Source organism: Cognatishimia sp. MH4019 (genome assembly GCF_020177595.1).
Classification (GTDB): Bacteria; Pseudomonadota; Alphaproteobacteria; order Rhodobacterales; family Rhodobacteraceae; genus JAHTBL01.
Window position 1 is genome coordinate 563,074 of record NZ_JAHTBL010000001.1, and the last position, 14,773, is coordinate 577,846.

Genomic DNA, 14,773 nt, shown 5'->3' on the forward strand with positions numbered 1-14,773 from the left:
CGTTCGTGACCCATTGCTTGCCCAAAGCGCAACGCCTAGACAGAACGCCATGACAGATCAGCAGGATAATACGTGATGCGGACCGCCGCTTTGATCGTTGCCGCAGGGCGCGGCACACGTGCGGGTGGCGAGATTGCCAAGCAATGGCAACCGCTTGCGGGACGTCGCGTCGCGGAGTGGACGGTTGACGTCTTCGAAACACATCCGCGCGTGGACCGCATCGTGATTGTCCACGCGGCAGAGGATTTGACCGAGGTGCAGGGCTTTGCCGCGCGCGGGCATCTGTGCGTGCCCGGAGGCGCGACAAGGGACGCCTCGGTCCGCGCGGGGCTGGAGGCTTTGGCAGGTGATCCGCCAGAGCGTGTTCTGATCCATGATGTTGCACGGCCTTGCTTGACAGGGGCAGTGATCGACCGGGTTCTGGACGCTTTGGAGACCACCGAAGGTGCGGCCCCTGCCCTTGCTGTCACCGACGCATTATGGCGCGGCGCTGAAGATGCGGTCACCGGGACGCAGGATCGCGCCGGGCTTTACCGCGCGCAGACGCCTCAGGGCTTTCGCTTCGATGCCATTCTTGCTGCCCATGCCGCCCATCCCGGCGGGGCTGCTGATGATGTGGAAGTCGCGCGCGCCGCAGGTCTGCGCGTGGCGATTGTAGAGGGCGATGAGGCCAATCTGAAAATCACCGGACCCGACGATTTTGCGCGGGCCGAACGGATCATGAGACAGAATATGGATATTCGACTTGGAAACGGTTTTGACGTGCATCGCTTTGGTGACGGGGATCATGTGATCCTGTGCGGTGTGCGGGTGCCGCATGGGCGCAGTCTGCAAGGGCATTCGGATGCGGATGTCGGCATGCATGCCGTGACCGACGCGATCTACGGCGCTTTGGCTGATGGCGATATCGGCCAGCATTTTCCGCCAAGTGACCCTCAATGGAAAGGTGCGGCGAGCGAGATTTTTCTGCGCCACGCGGTGGAACTGGCCAGTTCGCGCGGCTACCGGATTGCAAATATGGACTGCACGCTGATTTGCGAACACCCGAAGATTGGCCCCCATGCCGCTGATATGAAAGCGGAAATGGCGCGGCTAATGGGGTTGGAGCCGGGACAGGTCAGCGTCAAGGCCACCACGTCCGAGCGGTTGGGCTTTACCGGGCGCGGGGAAGGCATCGCCTCGATTGCCACTGTTACGCTGGTCGCCGCATGAGCCGCGCGATTGCGACGTTTTTCTACGTCGGCCTGTTGCGGCCTGCGCCGGGGACCTGGGGTTCGGCGGCGGCGATTCCGGTGGCATATGTGCTGCACGCCTTGGGAGGCTTCCCGCTGTTGTTTGTGGCAACACTCGCGGTCTTCGCACTGGGCTGGTGGGCCACGGTCGAGGCCACGCGCGGGGCCGAGGATCACGACCCGTCCGAGATCGTGATTGATGAGGTTGCCGGCCAGTGGGTCGCGCTTTGGCCGGTCTCGCTGGGCTTGTGGATGGCGGGCGTGGACCCGTGGACTTTTCCATGGCCGGGCTGGGTCACCGCTTTCATTTTTTTCCGCGTGTTCGATATCTGGAAGCCCGGCCCTGTGGGTTGGGCCGACCGGCGTCATGACGCCTTGGGCGTGATGATGGATGACGTGATCGCAGGGGCAATGGCAGCCTGCGTCGTGGCGGGTGCTGCGGCGATTGCGCATATGGGGTTGGGTCTATGAGCGTAGCAGAGCGCATCGTCCAACGGGCGACGGAGTTGGGGTTGAAAGTGACCACGGGAGAGAGCTGCACTGGAGGCCTTGTGGCCGCAGCGATCACGGATGTCGCGGGATCCTCGGCCATCTTCGGGCGCGGCGTGATCACCTATTCCAACGCGGCAAAGATTGCGCTGTTGGGGGTCTCGGCGGCAACGTTGGAGACCCATGGCGCCGTCAGCGAAGAGGTCGCGGGCGAGATGGCCCAAGGTGCGCGGGCCACGGCGGCGGCGGATATCGCGGTCTCGATCACCGGGATCGCGGGACCTGGCGGGTCGGAGTTCAAACCAGAAGGTCGGGTCTGTTTCGGCATCGCGGATGCGGCAGGCGTGCATACCGAGACGGTAGAGTTCGGGGCTTTGGGGCGGGCCAATGTCCGTGCCGCGGCACGGGATCATGCGCTGGCGCTGGTGGCGGCGCGCCTCTAAAGTGCTACATTATCTGGCTTAATCGCGTAAATAGCGCCTAATAATTAGTCATTATATGAATTGCCTATGAAATAGGCGCTCAATCTATCGCTCTGCTCTTTTTTCAGCAGCTCATTTACCGTCTAGCACATCGCATTGATGAATGACTGCGAAGGACACCCCCCATGAACGGAGCTGATACAGCCTGGATCATCGTCGCAACGGCGCTGGTCCTCTTGATGACCTTGCCGGGGCTTGCCCTGTTCTACGGAGGCCTTGTGCGTGCGCGCAATGTCCTGAGCGTGTTTATGCAATGTTACGCCATCGCCTGTCTGATGAGCGTACTGTGGCTGGTCATCGGGTACTCGATTGCCTTTGGCGGTGGCACAAGCGGGCTTTGGGGCGGACTGGACAAGATGTTTTTAAGCGGGGTCACCGCAGACAGCCTGTCCGGCACTTTGCCCGAGGTTCTGTTCTTTGCGTTCCAGATGACCTTTGCGATCATCACGCCGGCGCTTATTGTGGGCGCCTATGTGGAGCGGATCAATTTCGGCTTCGTGATGCTGTTTTCGGGGCTGTGGATGCTGATCTGCTATGCGCCCGTGGTGCATTGGATCTGGGGCGGCGGGATGCTGGCCGATGGCGGCATTTTCGGCGAAACAGGAGTGCGCGATTTTGCGGGGGGTATTGTGGTGCACGAAACCGCAGGGCTTGCGGCGCTGATCCTTGCGGTGATGCTGGGCGCGCGCAAAGACCCCAGCAAACCGCCCCATAATCCGGGCATGGTGATGATCGGCGCGGCGCTGCTTTGGGTTGGCTGGTTCGGCTTCAATGGCGGCTCGCAATTGGCCGCCGATGGTGGGGCTGCGATGGCGCTGACGGTGACGCATATCTCGGCAGCGACGGCGTCGCTATCCTGGGCTCTATGGGAGCGGATCAAGTTCGGCAAAGCCTCGCTCGTGGGCATGGTGACGGGCACGATTGCGGGTCTGGCCTCGATCACGCCAGCGTCCGGGTTTGTGGGCCCGGTGGAGGCGCTGGTGATCGGCGCGGTTGCAGGGATCCTATGTCAGGAAGCGGTTGTGCTGATCCGTAACGTATTGAAAATAGATGATACCTTGGATGTTTTCGCCGTGCATGGTGTCGGCGGCATTTTCGGCACGATCATGATTGCGGTCTTTGGCCAGGGCAGCTGGGCTGCACAATTGGGCGGGCTGGCAATTGTTGGGATTTACACAATCGTGGTGACGACCGTCTTGATTTTTGTGATCAAGCTGATCGTGCCGCTGCGGGTCAGCGCAGAGGACGAGACGACCGGTCTCGATCTGACTTCTCATGGCGAACGGGCCTACGATCTGACGTCCTAGACGCCGCGCAAGACGGCTCCGATCTGTGACGGGTCGGAGCCCTTCTCGATCATGTGCCAAAGAGCTTTGGCTTGCGGCTCTCCTAAAAGTGCGGCGGATTTTTTGGCAAGCTTATCGGAGAGCGCTGTGAGCGAGATCGGATGAGCAAGATCGTAAGAGACCTCGACCCGGTCTGATGCAGTTGTCACGAGCACGGTCGCGGCAGTTTCCGCCATTTCCGCGTCTGACGTGACGGTGACGCGCTTGGCCAGAGCCTGCAATGCTGGATCTGTGGCCACCTCGTCAGAAAAGCTCTCAAGCGCTGCTGTGGAGACGCCCGACAGCGCCATCGCGGCGGTGTGGGCGTAGCTGAATTTTACCTCAAGCCCACTGCGTGGGGATTTGATATCACAAACGCTGAGCCAGCGCGGATGTGTGGTGATTTCGATTTTCTGAATTTCACCGGTGATCTGCGGGGCGATCTGGGAGAGTGCCTCAAGCGCTGCATGGGTGCCATGGCAACAGGCGTGAAATTTGTGACTGATGCGGTCGAAATGCCAGATGCCGTCAGCCGCGAATGGCGCGGTTTCCAGGGTGCCATGATGGGTGGGGCCGAAACCTTGGCCGCTGGCCATGCCGTCCGCGGCAGCGGTCATGCCAAGGCGGGCCAGCTGGGCGCATTCGACCCCGTTGGAGGCTGCGATGCCTGCGTTATAGGGCTTACCCATCGCGCCAAACTGCGACTTGAGGCCAGAGGAGCGGGTTGCCACGAGGTTGAGCGCGGTTTCGATTTGCTCTTCCGTCAGGTTCATCAGCTTCGCAGCGGCCAGCGTTGCGCCGAATGCACCCGCGGTCGCGGTTTGGTGAAAGCCCACCTGATAGTGGCTGCGCCCCAGCCAGAGGCCCACGCGGATGGAGGCTTCGACACCGATCAGGGCTGCCGTCAGGAAATCAGCGCCTGACGCATTTTCGGTTTCGGCAACGGCAAGTGCTGCGGGCAGCACGGCGACACTGGGATGGCCGATATGGGCAAAATGCGTGTCGTCATAATCGAGCGCATGGCTGATCGTGCCGTTTGCCAACGCGGCGGCGCGCGGAGGCTGTGGCGTGGGGTCGCCAAAAAGGCTGGCGCGCCCCTGCCCGCCTTCTGCCAGCACCATCTGGCGGATGATCTTTGCGACGGGCTCCGATCGGCCTGCGCGGCCAACCGTCACCCAGTCTGCAAGCGATAGCTGCATGATTTGCAGGCTCGCCTCGGGCGGTGTTGCGGTTTGCGCGAACTGCGCGAGTTGGGCGGCAGGCGTCACGCGGAGGTGCCATACAAGGCGGCGGCGCGGCGTTCAAAGGCGCGCACGATGCGTTGCATCGCCTCATTGAACACCATGCCGATGATGCCCTGCAGGACGGCGTTCTTGAACTCGAAATCGACGAAGAACTTCACTTCGCAGCCGCCCTCTGCCTCGGCAAAATCCCAGGTGGATTTCATATAGCGGAACGGGCCGTCGATATATTCCGTGTCGATGCTTTTGCGGTCTGGATGTAGCGTGACGCGGCTGCCGAAGCGTTCGCGGAACACCTTGAAGGAGATCACCAGATCCGCCTCCATCACCTCGGAGGGGCCGTGCTGGGTGCGCGAGCGGATGCGCGCTGCGGCGCACCAGGGCAGAAATTCGGGGTATGAGGCCACGTCAGCCACCAGATCGTACATCTGTTGTGCGGTGTATGGCAGGTGGCGTGTTTCCGAATGGGTCGGCATCCGACGTCCTTTTCTCCCCGTGACAGTGGGGGGCCATATCGGTAAATCGGGGGCAGAAATCAAGGGGAAGCGCATGGAACAGCGGCCATATGTCATTGACGAGATGATCTCAGCCCAGCAGATCGCAGAGCGGATCGGGGATCTGGCTCGCGAGATCGAGGCCGAGTTTGCCGATACCGACAAGCTGGTTGTTGTGGGGCTGCTGCGCGGATCTTTCGTGTTCATCGCGGATATGGTGCGGGCGCTGGATTTGCCGATCGAGGTCGATTTTATCGAGGCATCGTCTTATGGCGACGGAATGGAGAGCACGCGCGAGGTCCGGATCTTGAAGGACTTGCGCGGCGCGATTGAAGGGCGCGATGTGCTGGTGGTCGAAGATCTGATCGATACCGGGTTTACCTTGCGCCACGTGCTGGGACTTTTGGGCGCGCGCAAGCCTGCGCGGTTGCGGTCCATTGTACTGCTGGACAAGCCGTCGCGCCGGGAAGTGAAGGTGGATGTGGATTGGGTTGGGTTCGAGATTCCGGATGCGTTTGTCGTGGGCTACGGGATTGATTACGCGCAGCGCAATCGCAACCTGCCTTATATTGGCGCGGTGCGGTTCACATGAACTTGCGCTGGTTCGTCCGGGCGTCGAAATGGGCGCGAAACCCGCCATCTGAGAAGATGGTGAAGCTGGTCTTTGGGATTATTCTGGCCGGGTTGGTGCTGGTCGGGATCGAGTATTTCATCGGCTGGCCGGACTGGCTGACAGTGAATGAGCCGGGGCGCATGTTGCGCTAGTGTTTTGCGAAGCAAAACACGTTGCCCGATAGGTGATTTGAAAAATCACCGAAAGGGTTATGGTTGCGTCGCGCCTTCGGCGCGTCGCGACGCTGGGGGTTTCACCCCCAGACCCCCAAGGTATTTAAGGACAAAAGACGTCTCAGGCGTTTTCGAGCTTGGCCATGCGTGCGTTGCGAAGTTTCGCGAAGTCATCTCCGGCATGGTAGCTGGAGCGCGTGAGCGGCGTGGCGGAGACCATCAGGAAGCCTTTGCCGAAGGCGGCTTTTTCGTAGGATTTGAATTCATCCGGTGTCACGAAGCGATCGACCGCGTGGTGTTTCGGGGTTGGCTGAAGGTATTGGCCGATGGTCAGGAAGTCGATATCGGCGGCGCGCATGTCGTCCATCACTTGCAGCACGCCTTGGCGGTCCTCGCCCAGGCCGACCATGATGCCGGATTTGGTGAACATGGACGGGTCCAGTTCCTTGACGCGCTGAAGCAGGCGCAGCGAGTGGAAATAGCGCGCGCCGGGACGCACCTCAGGGTAGAGGCCGGGCACCGTTTCGAGGTTGTGGTTGAAGACGTCCGGGCGGGCTTCAACCACCGTTTCGAGCACGCTGTCGGCGCATTTCAGAAAATCGGGTGTCAGGATTTCGATGGTCGTGTCCGGCGCGCGGTGGCGGATGGCGCGGATGGTCTGGGCGAAGTGATCGGCCCCGCCATCTTCCAGATCGTCGCGGTCCACTGAGGTGATGACCACGTGGTTCAGGTCCAGTTTTTGGACCGCATGGGCGACGCGCCCCGGCTCGAACGCATCAAGCGTATCGGGGCGACCCGTGGCGATGTTGCAGAACGAGCAGCCGCGCGTGCAGATGTCGCCCATAATCATCATCGTGGCGTGACCCTGGCTCCAGCATTCGCCAGCGTTGGGGCAGCCTGCTTCCTCGCAAACAGTGACCAGCTTATGCTCGCGCATGATGGCGTGGGTTTTCTTGTAGCCTTCGGAGGTCGGCGCTTTAACCCGGATCCAGTCGGGTTTGCTGGGCTGGGCCTTGTCCGCCTTATGGGCTTTTTCCGGGTGGCGTTGGGCCGGGATTTTCAGATCGCGCGTGCTCATGTGCTGCCTCTTGGGACCAGATCAAAAAGTTGTTTAACACTTAACTATCTGGGACGGAAATGTCCAAAGGCCACCACGTCGCAGGTTATCCGATCAGTTTCCCATAGTCCTGACGCTGGCCCAGATAGTGCTGAGAGAGGCGTTGCAACGCGATCCGCAAAACGATCTTGCCCGAGCGCGCGGACCAGCCCATTTGCTTTTCGGTCACCTCGAGCCCTTCGAGAAAGCAGCAACAGCGCAAGGCGATATCGGCAAGGCTAGGGCCAAGCTCGGTCAAGGCGGCGTGGACACGGGCGCGGGCGGCATCGGGGCCGACGCCTGCGCCTTTTGACGGGTCGGTTTCGGGCGCTTGGTTGAGAAACGCTTCCCAGTCGGCGGGAGCGTAGGGGCCAAGCTGGCCCAACTCGAAATCTTCGCGCAGACGTTCACCGGCCGTGACGAGATCTTCTGACAGAAAGACATTTCCATCCTTGTCGCGGCGGCGCGAGAGGCTGATGAGCGGGGATTCGACCGCACCGTAGCGGGCGCGGCGGTTGGAGGTGTCTTCGGTGGCTGCAGCCGGTGCAACGTCGTCTGCCTCTACCGCCAGCTCGCGCGCTGCTGCGCGGCCTGTTGGCGTGACTTCATAGCGCGAAATGCGGCCCGGTGCGTCGCAGGCGATCCAGTCTTTCAAGGCCATGGCTTCGGCGACCGAGCGGTCAATGACGGCTGTGCGCGTGCTGCTGCCGTCGGGACCATTGCGCACGACGACGGCCTTTTCCATATCCGCGGCAATCGCCAGAATCGCACCGGTTTCGCACAAGCGACGCAACGCACGGTGGGCATCGTTCAGCAACGGATCGGGTGCGGTGGTGGTTTCGGCAATCGGAGATTGTGTGGGCAACATTTGGCGACACTCCTTCTTGGGGGAAAGGGAAATCGCGCGCACGGTTTTAGATGCCAGACGCCGCAGCGCCTTGTCGACCAACGGATCATCCCTGCGCTGCTCGAAGCGGCGCACTTGTCGCATGATGGTGGATGCGTGAACGCCCCGCGAGCGGGCAAGCCCACGGATCGTTACCCCACCCTCAACATGTGTGAGATACAGTCTGGCCCCGTCCGGCACCCAAGCCGGCATTGGCGACAGAGCCTCCACGCTCTGATCGTCTGGCATTCTTAATCGTCCTTCCCTGCGAGCGACGTTCAAGCGCCACCCGATTTATAGGCACAACCTAAACGGGCATTTATTACCCAGAAGTTAAAATCGAGCAGCAAAACGATGATTGTTGCCAAAAGATAAACAAAGGCGGAAGCCGCCGAACGGTGCTTCTGGGGAAGACGCAACACCCGTTCAGGTTGTGTCATGGTGACCTCGCCAAAACCGAAGGGAACCTGCCATGACCGATATTCTTGCTCGTCTGGAATGCCTGCGCCGCCCGCGCCTTTTGATGTCTGCTGCGCGATTCGGGGTGCTGGAGTATCGCCGCACCCGTGATCTTGCGCGCATTCTGCAAAGCGAGCGGATGATCGGCCCGGTGGAGGCGTTAACCCATCTGATCGACATCGAAGGCACGCTGGAAGAGCAACGCGTGACCGATGACGGGCGCTATAACCTGACCCAGCATGTGCTGGTGATGATCGCGATCATGGGAGAGGCGCGGATGGTTCAAGCGGCCCGCGCGCCCCTGCCCTAAGCCCGGCCTTTAGACAAACGCGTCAGGCATGGAGGCTTTTTTGCTTTCGACATATTCGACGAGTTTGGCGTGGATGCCGGGGTCAAGCTGAGGTTGCTGATAGTCGTTCAGCAGCTTCTGGACCCGGAGCGTGGCCAGCGCCTGGGTGTCGCGCGCGCCTTCTTCATCCCATGTCTCGAACGGCTTGTAATCCAGCAAATCGGTGCGCCAGAAGGCCTCTTTGAAGTTGGCTTGGGTATGGGCGCAGCCAAGGTAATGCCCGCCTGGGCCGACCTCGCGGATCGCGTCCATCGCTTGCGCCTCTTCTGAGGTGTCCACGCCCGCGGCCATCTTCTGAAGCGTGCCAAGCTGGTCCGCGTCCATCACGAATTTCTCGTAAGAGGACACGAGGCCCCCTTCGAGCCAGCCACAGCTGTGCAGCATGAAGTTCACACCGCCCATGAGCGCTGCGTTATGGGTATGCGCGGTCTCATAGGCCGCTTGCGCATCAGGCAGTTTGGAGCCGCACAGCCCCCCGCCCGAGCGGAACGGCAGACCCATCCGGCGGGCCAATTGCCCTGCCCCGTAAAGGATCTGGCTGGCCTCGGGTGTGCCGAATGTAGGCGCGCCGGAGTTCATGTCGATCGAGGTCACGAAGGTGCCGAAGATGACAGGCGCGCCGGGGCGGATGATCTGGGAATAGGCAATGCCTGCCATTACCTCGGCCAGCACTTGAGTGAGCGTGCCCATGACGGACACAGGCGCCATGGCCCCGCCGACGATAAAGGGCGAAATGATGCAGGCCTGATTGTTGGCGGCGTAAACCTCCAACGCGCCCATCATCGTGGCGTCAAAGGTCATCGGCGAGTTGATGTTGATGAGTGAGGTCATCACGGTATTCTCTTGGACGAACTCTTTGCCGAAAAGAATCTCGCACATCTCAACACTGTCTTGGGCGCGCGATGGTTCGGTTACTGATCCCATGAAGGGCTTGTCGGACAGCGTCATATGGGCCAGCAGCATATCCAGATGGCGCTTGTTGACCGGCACATCCGTGGGCTCGCACACGGTGCCGCCGGAATGGTGAAGGTATTTCGACATGTAGCCGAGCTTCACGAAATTCTTGAAGTCATCCATCGTGGCGTAGCGACGACCGCCATCAGCATCGCGCACGAAAGGCGGGCCATAGACGGGGGCGGTCACAAGGGTGTTGCCGCCGATCTCCACGTTCCGCTCGGGGTTGCGGGCGTGTTGGGTGAATTTTGAAGGCGCGGTTTCGCACAGCTTGCGGGCAAGGCCTTTGGGGATGCGCACCCGCTCGCCGTTGACATGAGCGCCTGCGGCTTTCCAGCGCTCCAACGCTTCGGGGTTTTCGACGAAAGCGACGCCGACCTCTTCCAGCAGCACCTCGGCATTGGCTTCGATAATGCTCAGCGCCTCCTCCGAGAGAAGCTCGGTCAGGGGGATGTTGCGTTCGATGTATTTGGCCGTCTCGATCTTGACCGCCGTGCGTTCGGCCCGCCGGGCCGCCCCACCGCCCCCACGCGCGCGCCGTTTTGTCTGTGCTTCCGCCATGAGACCACCCTTTACTTCTCGCAAAGTCCGAAGATGTCTTCTTTGATACGCGGTTTGCACCGGCCCTCGCACCGCGATAACGGCGGTTCGGGGGGAAAAGCGACATCTGCCAGCGCGATCAGCGCTGAAAATGCATCCCAGTCATTGCGTGTCGGTGCGCACGAGGCTACCAGATGAGCCATGTCTGATACATCCCATGACCGCCTTCTGATTATCGACTTTGGCAGCCAGGTGACGCAGCTGATCGCGCGCCGCCTGCGCGAGCTGAATGTCTATTGCGAAATCCATCCCTACCAGAACGTCACCGACGCGTTTTTAGCCGAATTTGCCCCGAAAGCGGTCATTTTCTCGGGCGGTCCGGCGTCGGTTTTTGACGAAGGCGCGCCGCAGCCGCCCGCAAGCGTCTTCGACATGGGCGTGCCGATCCTGGGGATTTGTTATGGCCAGCAGGTGATGATGCATATGCTGGGCGGCAAGGTCGAACAGGGCCACGGCACCGCCGAGTTTGGCCGCGCCTATGTGACCCCGTCGGACGACCGGATCGATCTTCTGAACGGCTGGTTTTTGGAGGCAAAAGAACAGGTCTGGATGAGCCATGGCGACCATGTCAGCCAGATCGCGCCGGGGTTTGAGGTGTATGGCACCTCTCCCAACGCGCCGTTTGCGATCACGGCGGATGTCGCGAGGAATTTCTTTGCTGTGCAGTTCCACCCCGAAGTGCACCACACGCCCAACGGCAAGACGCTTTACGAAAATTTCGTGAAGCTGGCAGGCTTTACCGGCGACTGGACGATGGGTGCGTATCGCGAGGAAGCCATTCGCAAGATCCGCGAACAGGTGGGCGATGCGAAGGTCATCTGCGGGTTGTCGGGGGGTGTCGATAGCTCGGTCGCCGCCGTGCTGATCCATGAGGCGATTGGCGATCAGCTGACCTGCGTCTTTGTCGATCACGGTCTGCTGCGCCAGAACGAGGCCGACGAGGTCGTGACCATGTTCCGCGATCATTATAATATGCCGCTGATCCACGCAGATGAAAGCGATCTGTTTCTGGGTGAGTTGGAAGGCCAGTCCGATCCGGAGACCAAGCGCAAGATCATCGGCAAGCTCTTCATCGACGTGTTCCAGAAGCACGCAAACGAGGTGGGCGGCGCGAAATTTCTCGCTCAAGGGACGCTGTATCCAGACGTGATCGAAAGCGTCAGCTTTTCGGGTGGGCCGTCGGTCACGATCAAGAGCCACCATAATGTGGGCGGTTTGCCCGAGAAGATGGGTCTCAAGCTGGTGGAGCCGCTGCGCGAGCTTTTCAAAGACGAGGTGCGCGCCTTGGGTCGCGAGTTGGGCCTGCCGGACAGCTTTATTGGCCGCCACCCCTTCCCCGGCCCCGGTCTTGCGATCCGCTGCCCCGGGGATATCACGCGCGAGAAGCTGGATATTCTGCGCAAGGCGGACGCCGTCTATATCGACCAGATCCGCAAACACGGTCTTTATGATGATATTTGGCAGGCTTTCGTGGCGATCCTGCCGGTGCGCACGGTCGGCGTGATGGGCGATTTCCGCACCTATGATTATGCCTGCGCGCTGCGCGCTGTGACCTCTGTTGATGGGATGACGGCGGATTACTATCCGTTCAGCCATGAATTTCTGGGCGAAACCGCGACGCGGATCATCAATGAGGTCAAGGGCATCAACCGCGTGACCTATGACATCACCAGCAAACCGCCCGGCACCATCGAATGGGAGTAAGACGCGGTCACGCTCCGGTCCGACTTGCGGACCAGAGCGCCTTCGCTTCTACGGCCATCGGCTTCCCAGCCTGTTCCGCCATTCCGGGATATACGGCAATCCTTTCGCTTTTCTTAAATATCCTCGGCGAAGCCTCCGACCTTGGGATATTTTGCCTGCGGCGCGGATATTTTGAAAAAGCGAACTGGCCCGGCGCAATTTTAGATAAATCTGATCGAGGGCTGCATGTCTGACGTCATCAAGGCCGCGTTGTGGATGAGTGGCGCGATAGGGTCTTTTTCGGCAATGGCGATTGCAGGGCGCGCGGTCAGCTTTGAGCTCGATACGTTTGAGATCATGATGTTCCGGTCGTTCGTGGGCATCGTATTGGTCCTGAGCATTGCCGGGGCTGCAGGCACTCTGTGGCAGATCACACGGCGCAATCTGGGGCTGCAGGCGATCCGCAACCTGTGTCATTTTACCGGGCAGAACCTTTGGTTCTTTGCGCTCACCATGATCCCGTTGGCACAGCTTTTCGCGCTTGAATTCACCTCACCGCTTTGGGTGTTGTTGTTGTCGCCGCTCTTTCTGGGAGAGCGTCTGACCCGACCCAAGGTGCTGGCCGCTTTGGTCGGCTTTACCGGTGTTCTGATCGTTGTGCGCCCGGACTTCAACGCGCTCAATATCGGGGTGATCTGTGCGGCGGCCTCGGCGATTTTCTTTGCAGGCACAGCCATTGCGACGCGCAAGCTGACGCGGACCGAAACGATCACCTGCATCCTGTTTTATCTGACAGTGATGCAGGCGGTATTTGGTATCATCGCGGCGGGCTATGACGGTGATATCGCCCTGCCCTCTGCGGTATCTGTGCCATGGCTGATCCTGATTGGCTGCGCGGGGCTGCTGGCGCATTTTTGCCTGACGACCGCCTTGAGCCTTGCGCCCGCGAGTGTGGTTATGCCGATTGATTTCATCCGGTTGCCGGTTATCGCGGTAATCGGTGCGGCGTTCTATAGTGAGGCGATTGATCTTTGGATCTTCATCGGTGCAGCGCTCATTTTTGGGGCAAATTATGCCAATATCCGCCTCGAAAACCGGCGCGTAACAAGAATGTGACGCCGCGTCCCTGCTGATCTCATAACGTTGGGTAAGAATTGACCGGGCGAGTTTCCGCCGCCTAACGTCGAGACACCAATAAAGAAACGTGTCCAGGGATGAGGGATTCCGAAATGAAATATATTGCAAGCACGTCCGCCGCGCTGTTGCTGAGCACATCGCTCGCCTCTGCCGCCGGGCTTGACCGATCTGGTCAAAGCGTTGCTGCGATCTTTGCTGATGATAGCACTGTGTCGCTGAGCTTTGGCGTCGTTGAACCGAATGTTGTCGGCAAAGATGATGCGGGCAACTCGTATAATGTTGGCGAAAGCTATACACAGCTGGGGTTCAGCTACACTCAGGTTTTGAGCGAACAGGCGAGCGTTTCGTTGATCTTCGATCAGCCCTATGGGGCCAATGTGAATTACGAGGTTGATCCGTCGACATCCGCACTGGGCGGCACGCGCGCGGACCTGTCGAGTGAATCTCTTGGCATCGTGGGCAAGTTTCAGTTCAACGAGCGCTTCAGCGTCTTTGGTGGTGTCAAGGCCGAGCGTGTGCGCGCAGAGGTGGATCTGAACGGTACGGCCTACGCAGACTCGTTCATTACGGCAAACCGTGTTGCACCGACTGCCGCTTCCAATTTTAACGGGCGGCTCGGTGGCACCGGCCTTCCAAATCTGAGCACGGCAGATGCCGAAGCCATCATCGAGGGCGATGATGACGCGATCAGCAATTTCATCTCGACCTATGGTGCAGCGCTTGGCATCCAGGGCGCAGGTATCACGCCGGCGACCTTTGCAGCTCTGCCCGCCGCACAACAGCAGGCGATTATCCAGCAAGGTGGTCAAGGCGGTGTTGATGCGCTGCAAGGGGCCATCGGTACGGGTAAGAACAACTTCTTCAATGCGAGCGGTTACCAGTTTGAAATGGAAGACAGCACCAAGCCGGTCTTCCTTATCGGTGCCGCTTATGAAATCCCCGACATTGCCCTGCGCGTGGCTCTGACCTACCACTTTGAGACCGAACACACGGCAGATACCAAAGAGCAGGTGCTTGGACAGACGATCAAAGGTGAGGTTGACTATGTGACGCCTCAATCCGTCAATTTGGATTTCCAGACCGGGATCGCCGAAGACACGCTTCTGACCGCATCTTACCGCTGGACCGAGTTTTCGGCCGTGGATGTTGTGCCGGACTTTCTGCAGGCCGACCTTGTGAACCTTGAGGATGGTGAGCGCTATACAATCGGGATTGCGCGCCGTTTCAGCGACAGCTTCGCGGGTTCCGCGACATTCCTTTATGAGCCCGAGGGCGACGATCTCGTCTCTCCGCTTGGTCCCACAAATGGTCTGATGGGTCTCACGCTGGGGGGGCGCTACACCAAGGATAACGTAACATTGTCGGGTGGTATCAACTACTCGGTTCTGGGCGATGCGTCGGCGAATGTCGGTGGTGATGGCGTCGCCGATTTCGAGGGCAGCACCTCCTACGGTTTCGGGTTCAACGCAGCCTTTACGTTCTGATCCAAGCGATCAGTCGAGATTTGAAGCCTCGCCGTTTTCGGCGGGGCTTTTTCTTATGCGCAAGAAACAGATCGCC

At 60.0% G+C, this 14,773-nt stretch carries 16 protein-coding genes; 10 read left to right on the forward strand and 6 right to left on the reverse strand.

Annotated elements, in window-relative coordinates:
* The first annotated feature begins 75 nt into the window (after window positions 1-75).
* The 4 genes from KUW67_RS02720 to KUW67_RS02735 all read left to right on the forward strand — a co-directional run bounded on the left by KUW67_RS02720 (window position 76) and on the right by KUW67_RS02735 (window position 3,510).
* Window positions 76-1,212 (forward strand): bifunctional 2-C-methyl-D-erythritol 4-phosphate cytidylyltransferase/2-C-methyl-D-erythritol 2,4-cyclodiphosphate synthase, encoded by a 1,137-nt coding sequence (locus tag KUW67_RS02720; protein WP_224823724.1) that lies wholly within the window; start codon window positions 76-78, stop codon window positions 1,210-1,212.
* Window positions 1,209-1,703: a phosphatidylglycerophosphatase A gene (locus KUW67_RS02725; protein WP_224823725.1), complete on the forward strand. Its 495-nt coding sequence runs from the start codon at window positions 1,209-1,211 to the stop codon at window positions 1,701-1,703. The genes KUW67_RS02720 and KUW67_RS02725 overlap by 4 nt, the downstream gene beginning before the upstream one ends.
* Window positions 1,700-2,164, forward strand: a complete 465-nt coding sequence (locus KUW67_RS02730; protein WP_224823726.1) for a CinA family protein — start codon at window positions 1,700-1,702, stop codon at window positions 2,162-2,164. The genes KUW67_RS02725 and KUW67_RS02730 overlap by 4 nt, the downstream gene beginning before the upstream one ends.
* Before the next feature lie 164 nt (window positions 2,165-2,328).
* A complete protein-coding gene (locus KUW67_RS02735) occupies window positions 2,329-3,510 on the forward strand; it encodes an ammonium transporter (protein WP_224823727.1) in 1,182 nt (393 codons plus the stop codon).
* Here KUW67_RS02735 and KUW67_RS18465 read toward each other — a convergent pair.
* Together KUW67_RS18465 and KUW67_RS02745 are read right to left on the reverse strand one after the other, a co-directional pair.
* Complete coding sequence (locus KUW67_RS18465) at window positions 3,507-4,796, reverse strand: MmgE/PrpD family protein (RefSeq protein ID WP_224823728.1); 1,290 nt, start codon at window positions 4,794-4,796, stop codon at window positions 3,507-3,509. The two genes, KUW67_RS02735 and KUW67_RS18465, sit on opposite strands and share 4 nt — an antisense overlap.
* Window positions 4,793-5,245 (reverse strand): type II toxin-antitoxin system RatA family toxin, encoded by a 453-nt coding sequence (locus tag KUW67_RS02745; RefSeq protein WP_224823729.1) that lies wholly within the window; start codon window positions 5,243-5,245, stop codon window positions 4,793-4,795. The genes KUW67_RS18465 and KUW67_RS02745 overlap by 4 nt, the downstream gene beginning before the upstream one ends.
* A gap of 73 nt (window positions 5,246-5,318) precedes the next feature.
* Between KUW67_RS02745 and hpt the strand changes: the two genes are divergently transcribed.
* Together hpt and KUW67_RS02755 are read left to right on the forward strand one after the other, a co-directional pair.
* A complete protein-coding gene (hpt, locus tag KUW67_RS02750) occupies window positions 5,319-5,855 on the forward strand; it encodes a hypoxanthine phosphoribosyltransferase (RefSeq protein ID WP_224823730.1) in 537 nt (178 codons plus the stop codon).
* Window positions 5,852-6,028 carry a hypothetical protein gene (locus tag KUW67_RS02755; RefSeq protein WP_224823731.1) on the forward strand — a complete coding sequence of 59 codons (177 nt, stop codon included), beginning with the start codon at window positions 5,852-5,854 and terminating at the stop codon, window positions 6,026-6,028. The genes hpt and KUW67_RS02755 overlap by 4 nt, the downstream gene beginning before the upstream one ends.
* 142 nt (window positions 6,029-6,170) lie before the next feature.
* Here the strand turns inward: KUW67_RS02755 and lipA are convergent, their stop codons facing one another.
* The 3 genes from lipA to KUW67_RS02770 all read right to left on the reverse strand — a co-directional run bounded on the left by lipA (window position 6,171) and on the right by KUW67_RS02770 (window position 8,471).
* Entirely contained in the window at window positions 6,171-7,127 is a 957-nt protein-coding gene (gene lipA / locus KUW67_RS02760) for a lipoyl synthase (protein ID WP_224823732.1), read from the reverse strand.
* A gap of 85 nt (window positions 7,128-7,212) precedes the next feature.
* Window positions 7,213-8,280 (reverse strand): DUF6456 domain-containing protein, encoded by a 1,068-nt coding sequence (locus KUW67_RS02765; RefSeq protein WP_224823733.1) that lies wholly within the window; start codon window positions 8,278-8,280, stop codon window positions 7,213-7,215.
* Window positions 8,281-8,309: 29 nt separating this feature from the next.
* On the reverse strand, window positions 8,310-8,471 hold the full coding sequence (locus KUW67_RS02770; protein WP_224823734.1) for a hypothetical protein: 162 nt from the start codon (window positions 8,469-8,471) through the stop codon (window positions 8,310-8,312).
* Window positions 8,472-8,503: 32 nt separating this feature from the next.
* Here KUW67_RS02770 and KUW67_RS02775 point away from each other — a divergent pair, with 32 nt between their 5' ends.
* Window positions 8,504-8,800, forward strand: a complete 297-nt coding sequence (locus KUW67_RS02775; RefSeq protein ID WP_224823735.1) for a DUF6477 family protein — start codon at window positions 8,504-8,506, stop codon at window positions 8,798-8,800.
* 9 nt (window positions 8,801-8,809) lie between these two features.
* Here the strand turns inward: KUW67_RS02775 and KUW67_RS02780 are convergent, their stop codons facing one another.
* Window positions 8,810-10,354, reverse strand: coding sequence for a trimethylamine methyltransferase family protein (locus KUW67_RS02780; RefSeq protein ID WP_224823736.1), 1,545 nt, complete (start codon window positions 10,352-10,354; stop codon window positions 8,810-8,812).
* A 180-nt stretch (window positions 10,355-10,534) separates the two neighbouring features.
* On the opposite strand from KUW67_RS02780, the gene guaA reads away from it, so the two are divergent.
* The 3 genes from guaA to KUW67_RS02795 all read left to right on the forward strand — a co-directional run bounded on the left by guaA (window position 10,535) and on the right by KUW67_RS02795 (window position 14,697).
* The gene (gene guaA / locus KUW67_RS02785; RefSeq protein WP_224823737.1) at window positions 10,535-12,097 is read left to right on the forward strand and encodes a glutamine-hydrolyzing GMP synthase; all 1,563 of its coding nucleotides are present in this window, start codon (window positions 10,535-10,537) and stop codon (window positions 12,095-12,097) included.
* Between the two features lie 225 nt (window positions 12,098-12,322).
* Window positions 12,323-13,192 (forward strand): DMT family transporter, encoded by an 870-nt coding sequence (locus tag KUW67_RS02790; RefSeq protein WP_224823738.1) that lies wholly within the window; start codon window positions 12,323-12,325, stop codon window positions 13,190-13,192.
* Window positions 13,193-13,305: 113 nt separating this feature from the next.
* Entirely contained in the window at window positions 13,306-14,697 is a 1,392-nt protein-coding gene (locus KUW67_RS02795; RefSeq protein WP_224823739.1) for a hypothetical protein, read from the forward strand.
* Window positions 14,698-14,773 lie beyond the last annotated feature (76 nt).

Bases quoted from the DNA above. Each gene is read 5' to 3' on its own strand.
- KUW67_RS02720 (WP_224823724.1), top strand. From the start codon at position 76: ATGCGGACCGCCGCTTTGATCGTTGCCGCAGGGCGCGGCACACGTGCG.
- KUW67_RS02725 (WP_224823725.1), top strand. From the start codon at position 1,209: ATGAGCCGCGCGATTGCGACGTTTTTCTACGTCGGCCTGTTGCGGCCT.
- KUW67_RS02730 (WP_224823726.1), top strand. From the start codon at position 1,700: ATGAGCGTAGCAGAGCGCATCGTCCAACGGGCGACGGAGTTGGGGTTG.
- KUW67_RS02735 (WP_224823727.1), top strand. From the start codon at position 2,329: ATGAACGGAGCTGATACAGCCTGGATCATCGTCGCAACGGCGCTGGTC.
- KUW67_RS02745 (WP_224823729.1), bottom strand. From the start codon at position 5,245: ATGCCGACCCATTCGGAAACACGCCACCTGCCATACACCGCACAACAG.
- hpt (WP_224823730.1), top strand. From the start codon at position 5,319: ATGGAACAGCGGCCATATGTCATTGACGAGATGATCTCAGCCCAGCAG.
- KUW67_RS02755 (WP_224823731.1), top strand. From the start codon at position 5,852: ATGAACTTGCGCTGGTTCGTCCGGGCGTCGAAATGGGCGCGAAACCCG.
- lipA (WP_224823732.1), bottom strand. From the start codon at position 7,127: ATGAGCACGCGCGATCTGAAAATCCCGGCCCAACGCCACCCGGAAAAA.
- KUW67_RS02765 (WP_224823733.1), bottom strand. From the start codon at position 8,280: ATGCCAGACGATCAGAGCGTGGAGGCTCTGTCGCCAATGCCGGCTTGG.
- KUW67_RS02770 (WP_224823734.1), bottom strand. From the start codon at position 8,471: ATGACACAACCTGAACGGGTGTTGCGTCTTCCCCAGAAGCACCGTTCG.
- KUW67_RS02775 (WP_224823735.1), top strand. From the start codon at position 8,504: ATGACCGATATTCTTGCTCGTCTGGAATGCCTGCGCCGCCCGCGCCTT.
- KUW67_RS02780 (WP_224823736.1), bottom strand. From the start codon at position 10,354: ATGGCGGAAGCACAGACAAAACGGCGCGCGCGTGGGGGCGGTGGGGCG.
- guaA (WP_224823737.1), top strand. From the start codon at position 10,535: ATGTCTGATACATCCCATGACCGCCTTCTGATTATCGACTTTGGCAGC.
- KUW67_RS02790 (WP_224823738.1), top strand. From the start codon at position 12,323: ATGTCTGACGTCATCAAGGCCGCGTTGTGGATGAGTGGCGCGATAGGG.
- KUW67_RS02795 (WP_224823739.1), top strand. From the start codon at position 13,306: ATGAAATATATTGCAAGCACGTCCGCCGCGCTGTTGCTGAGCACATCG.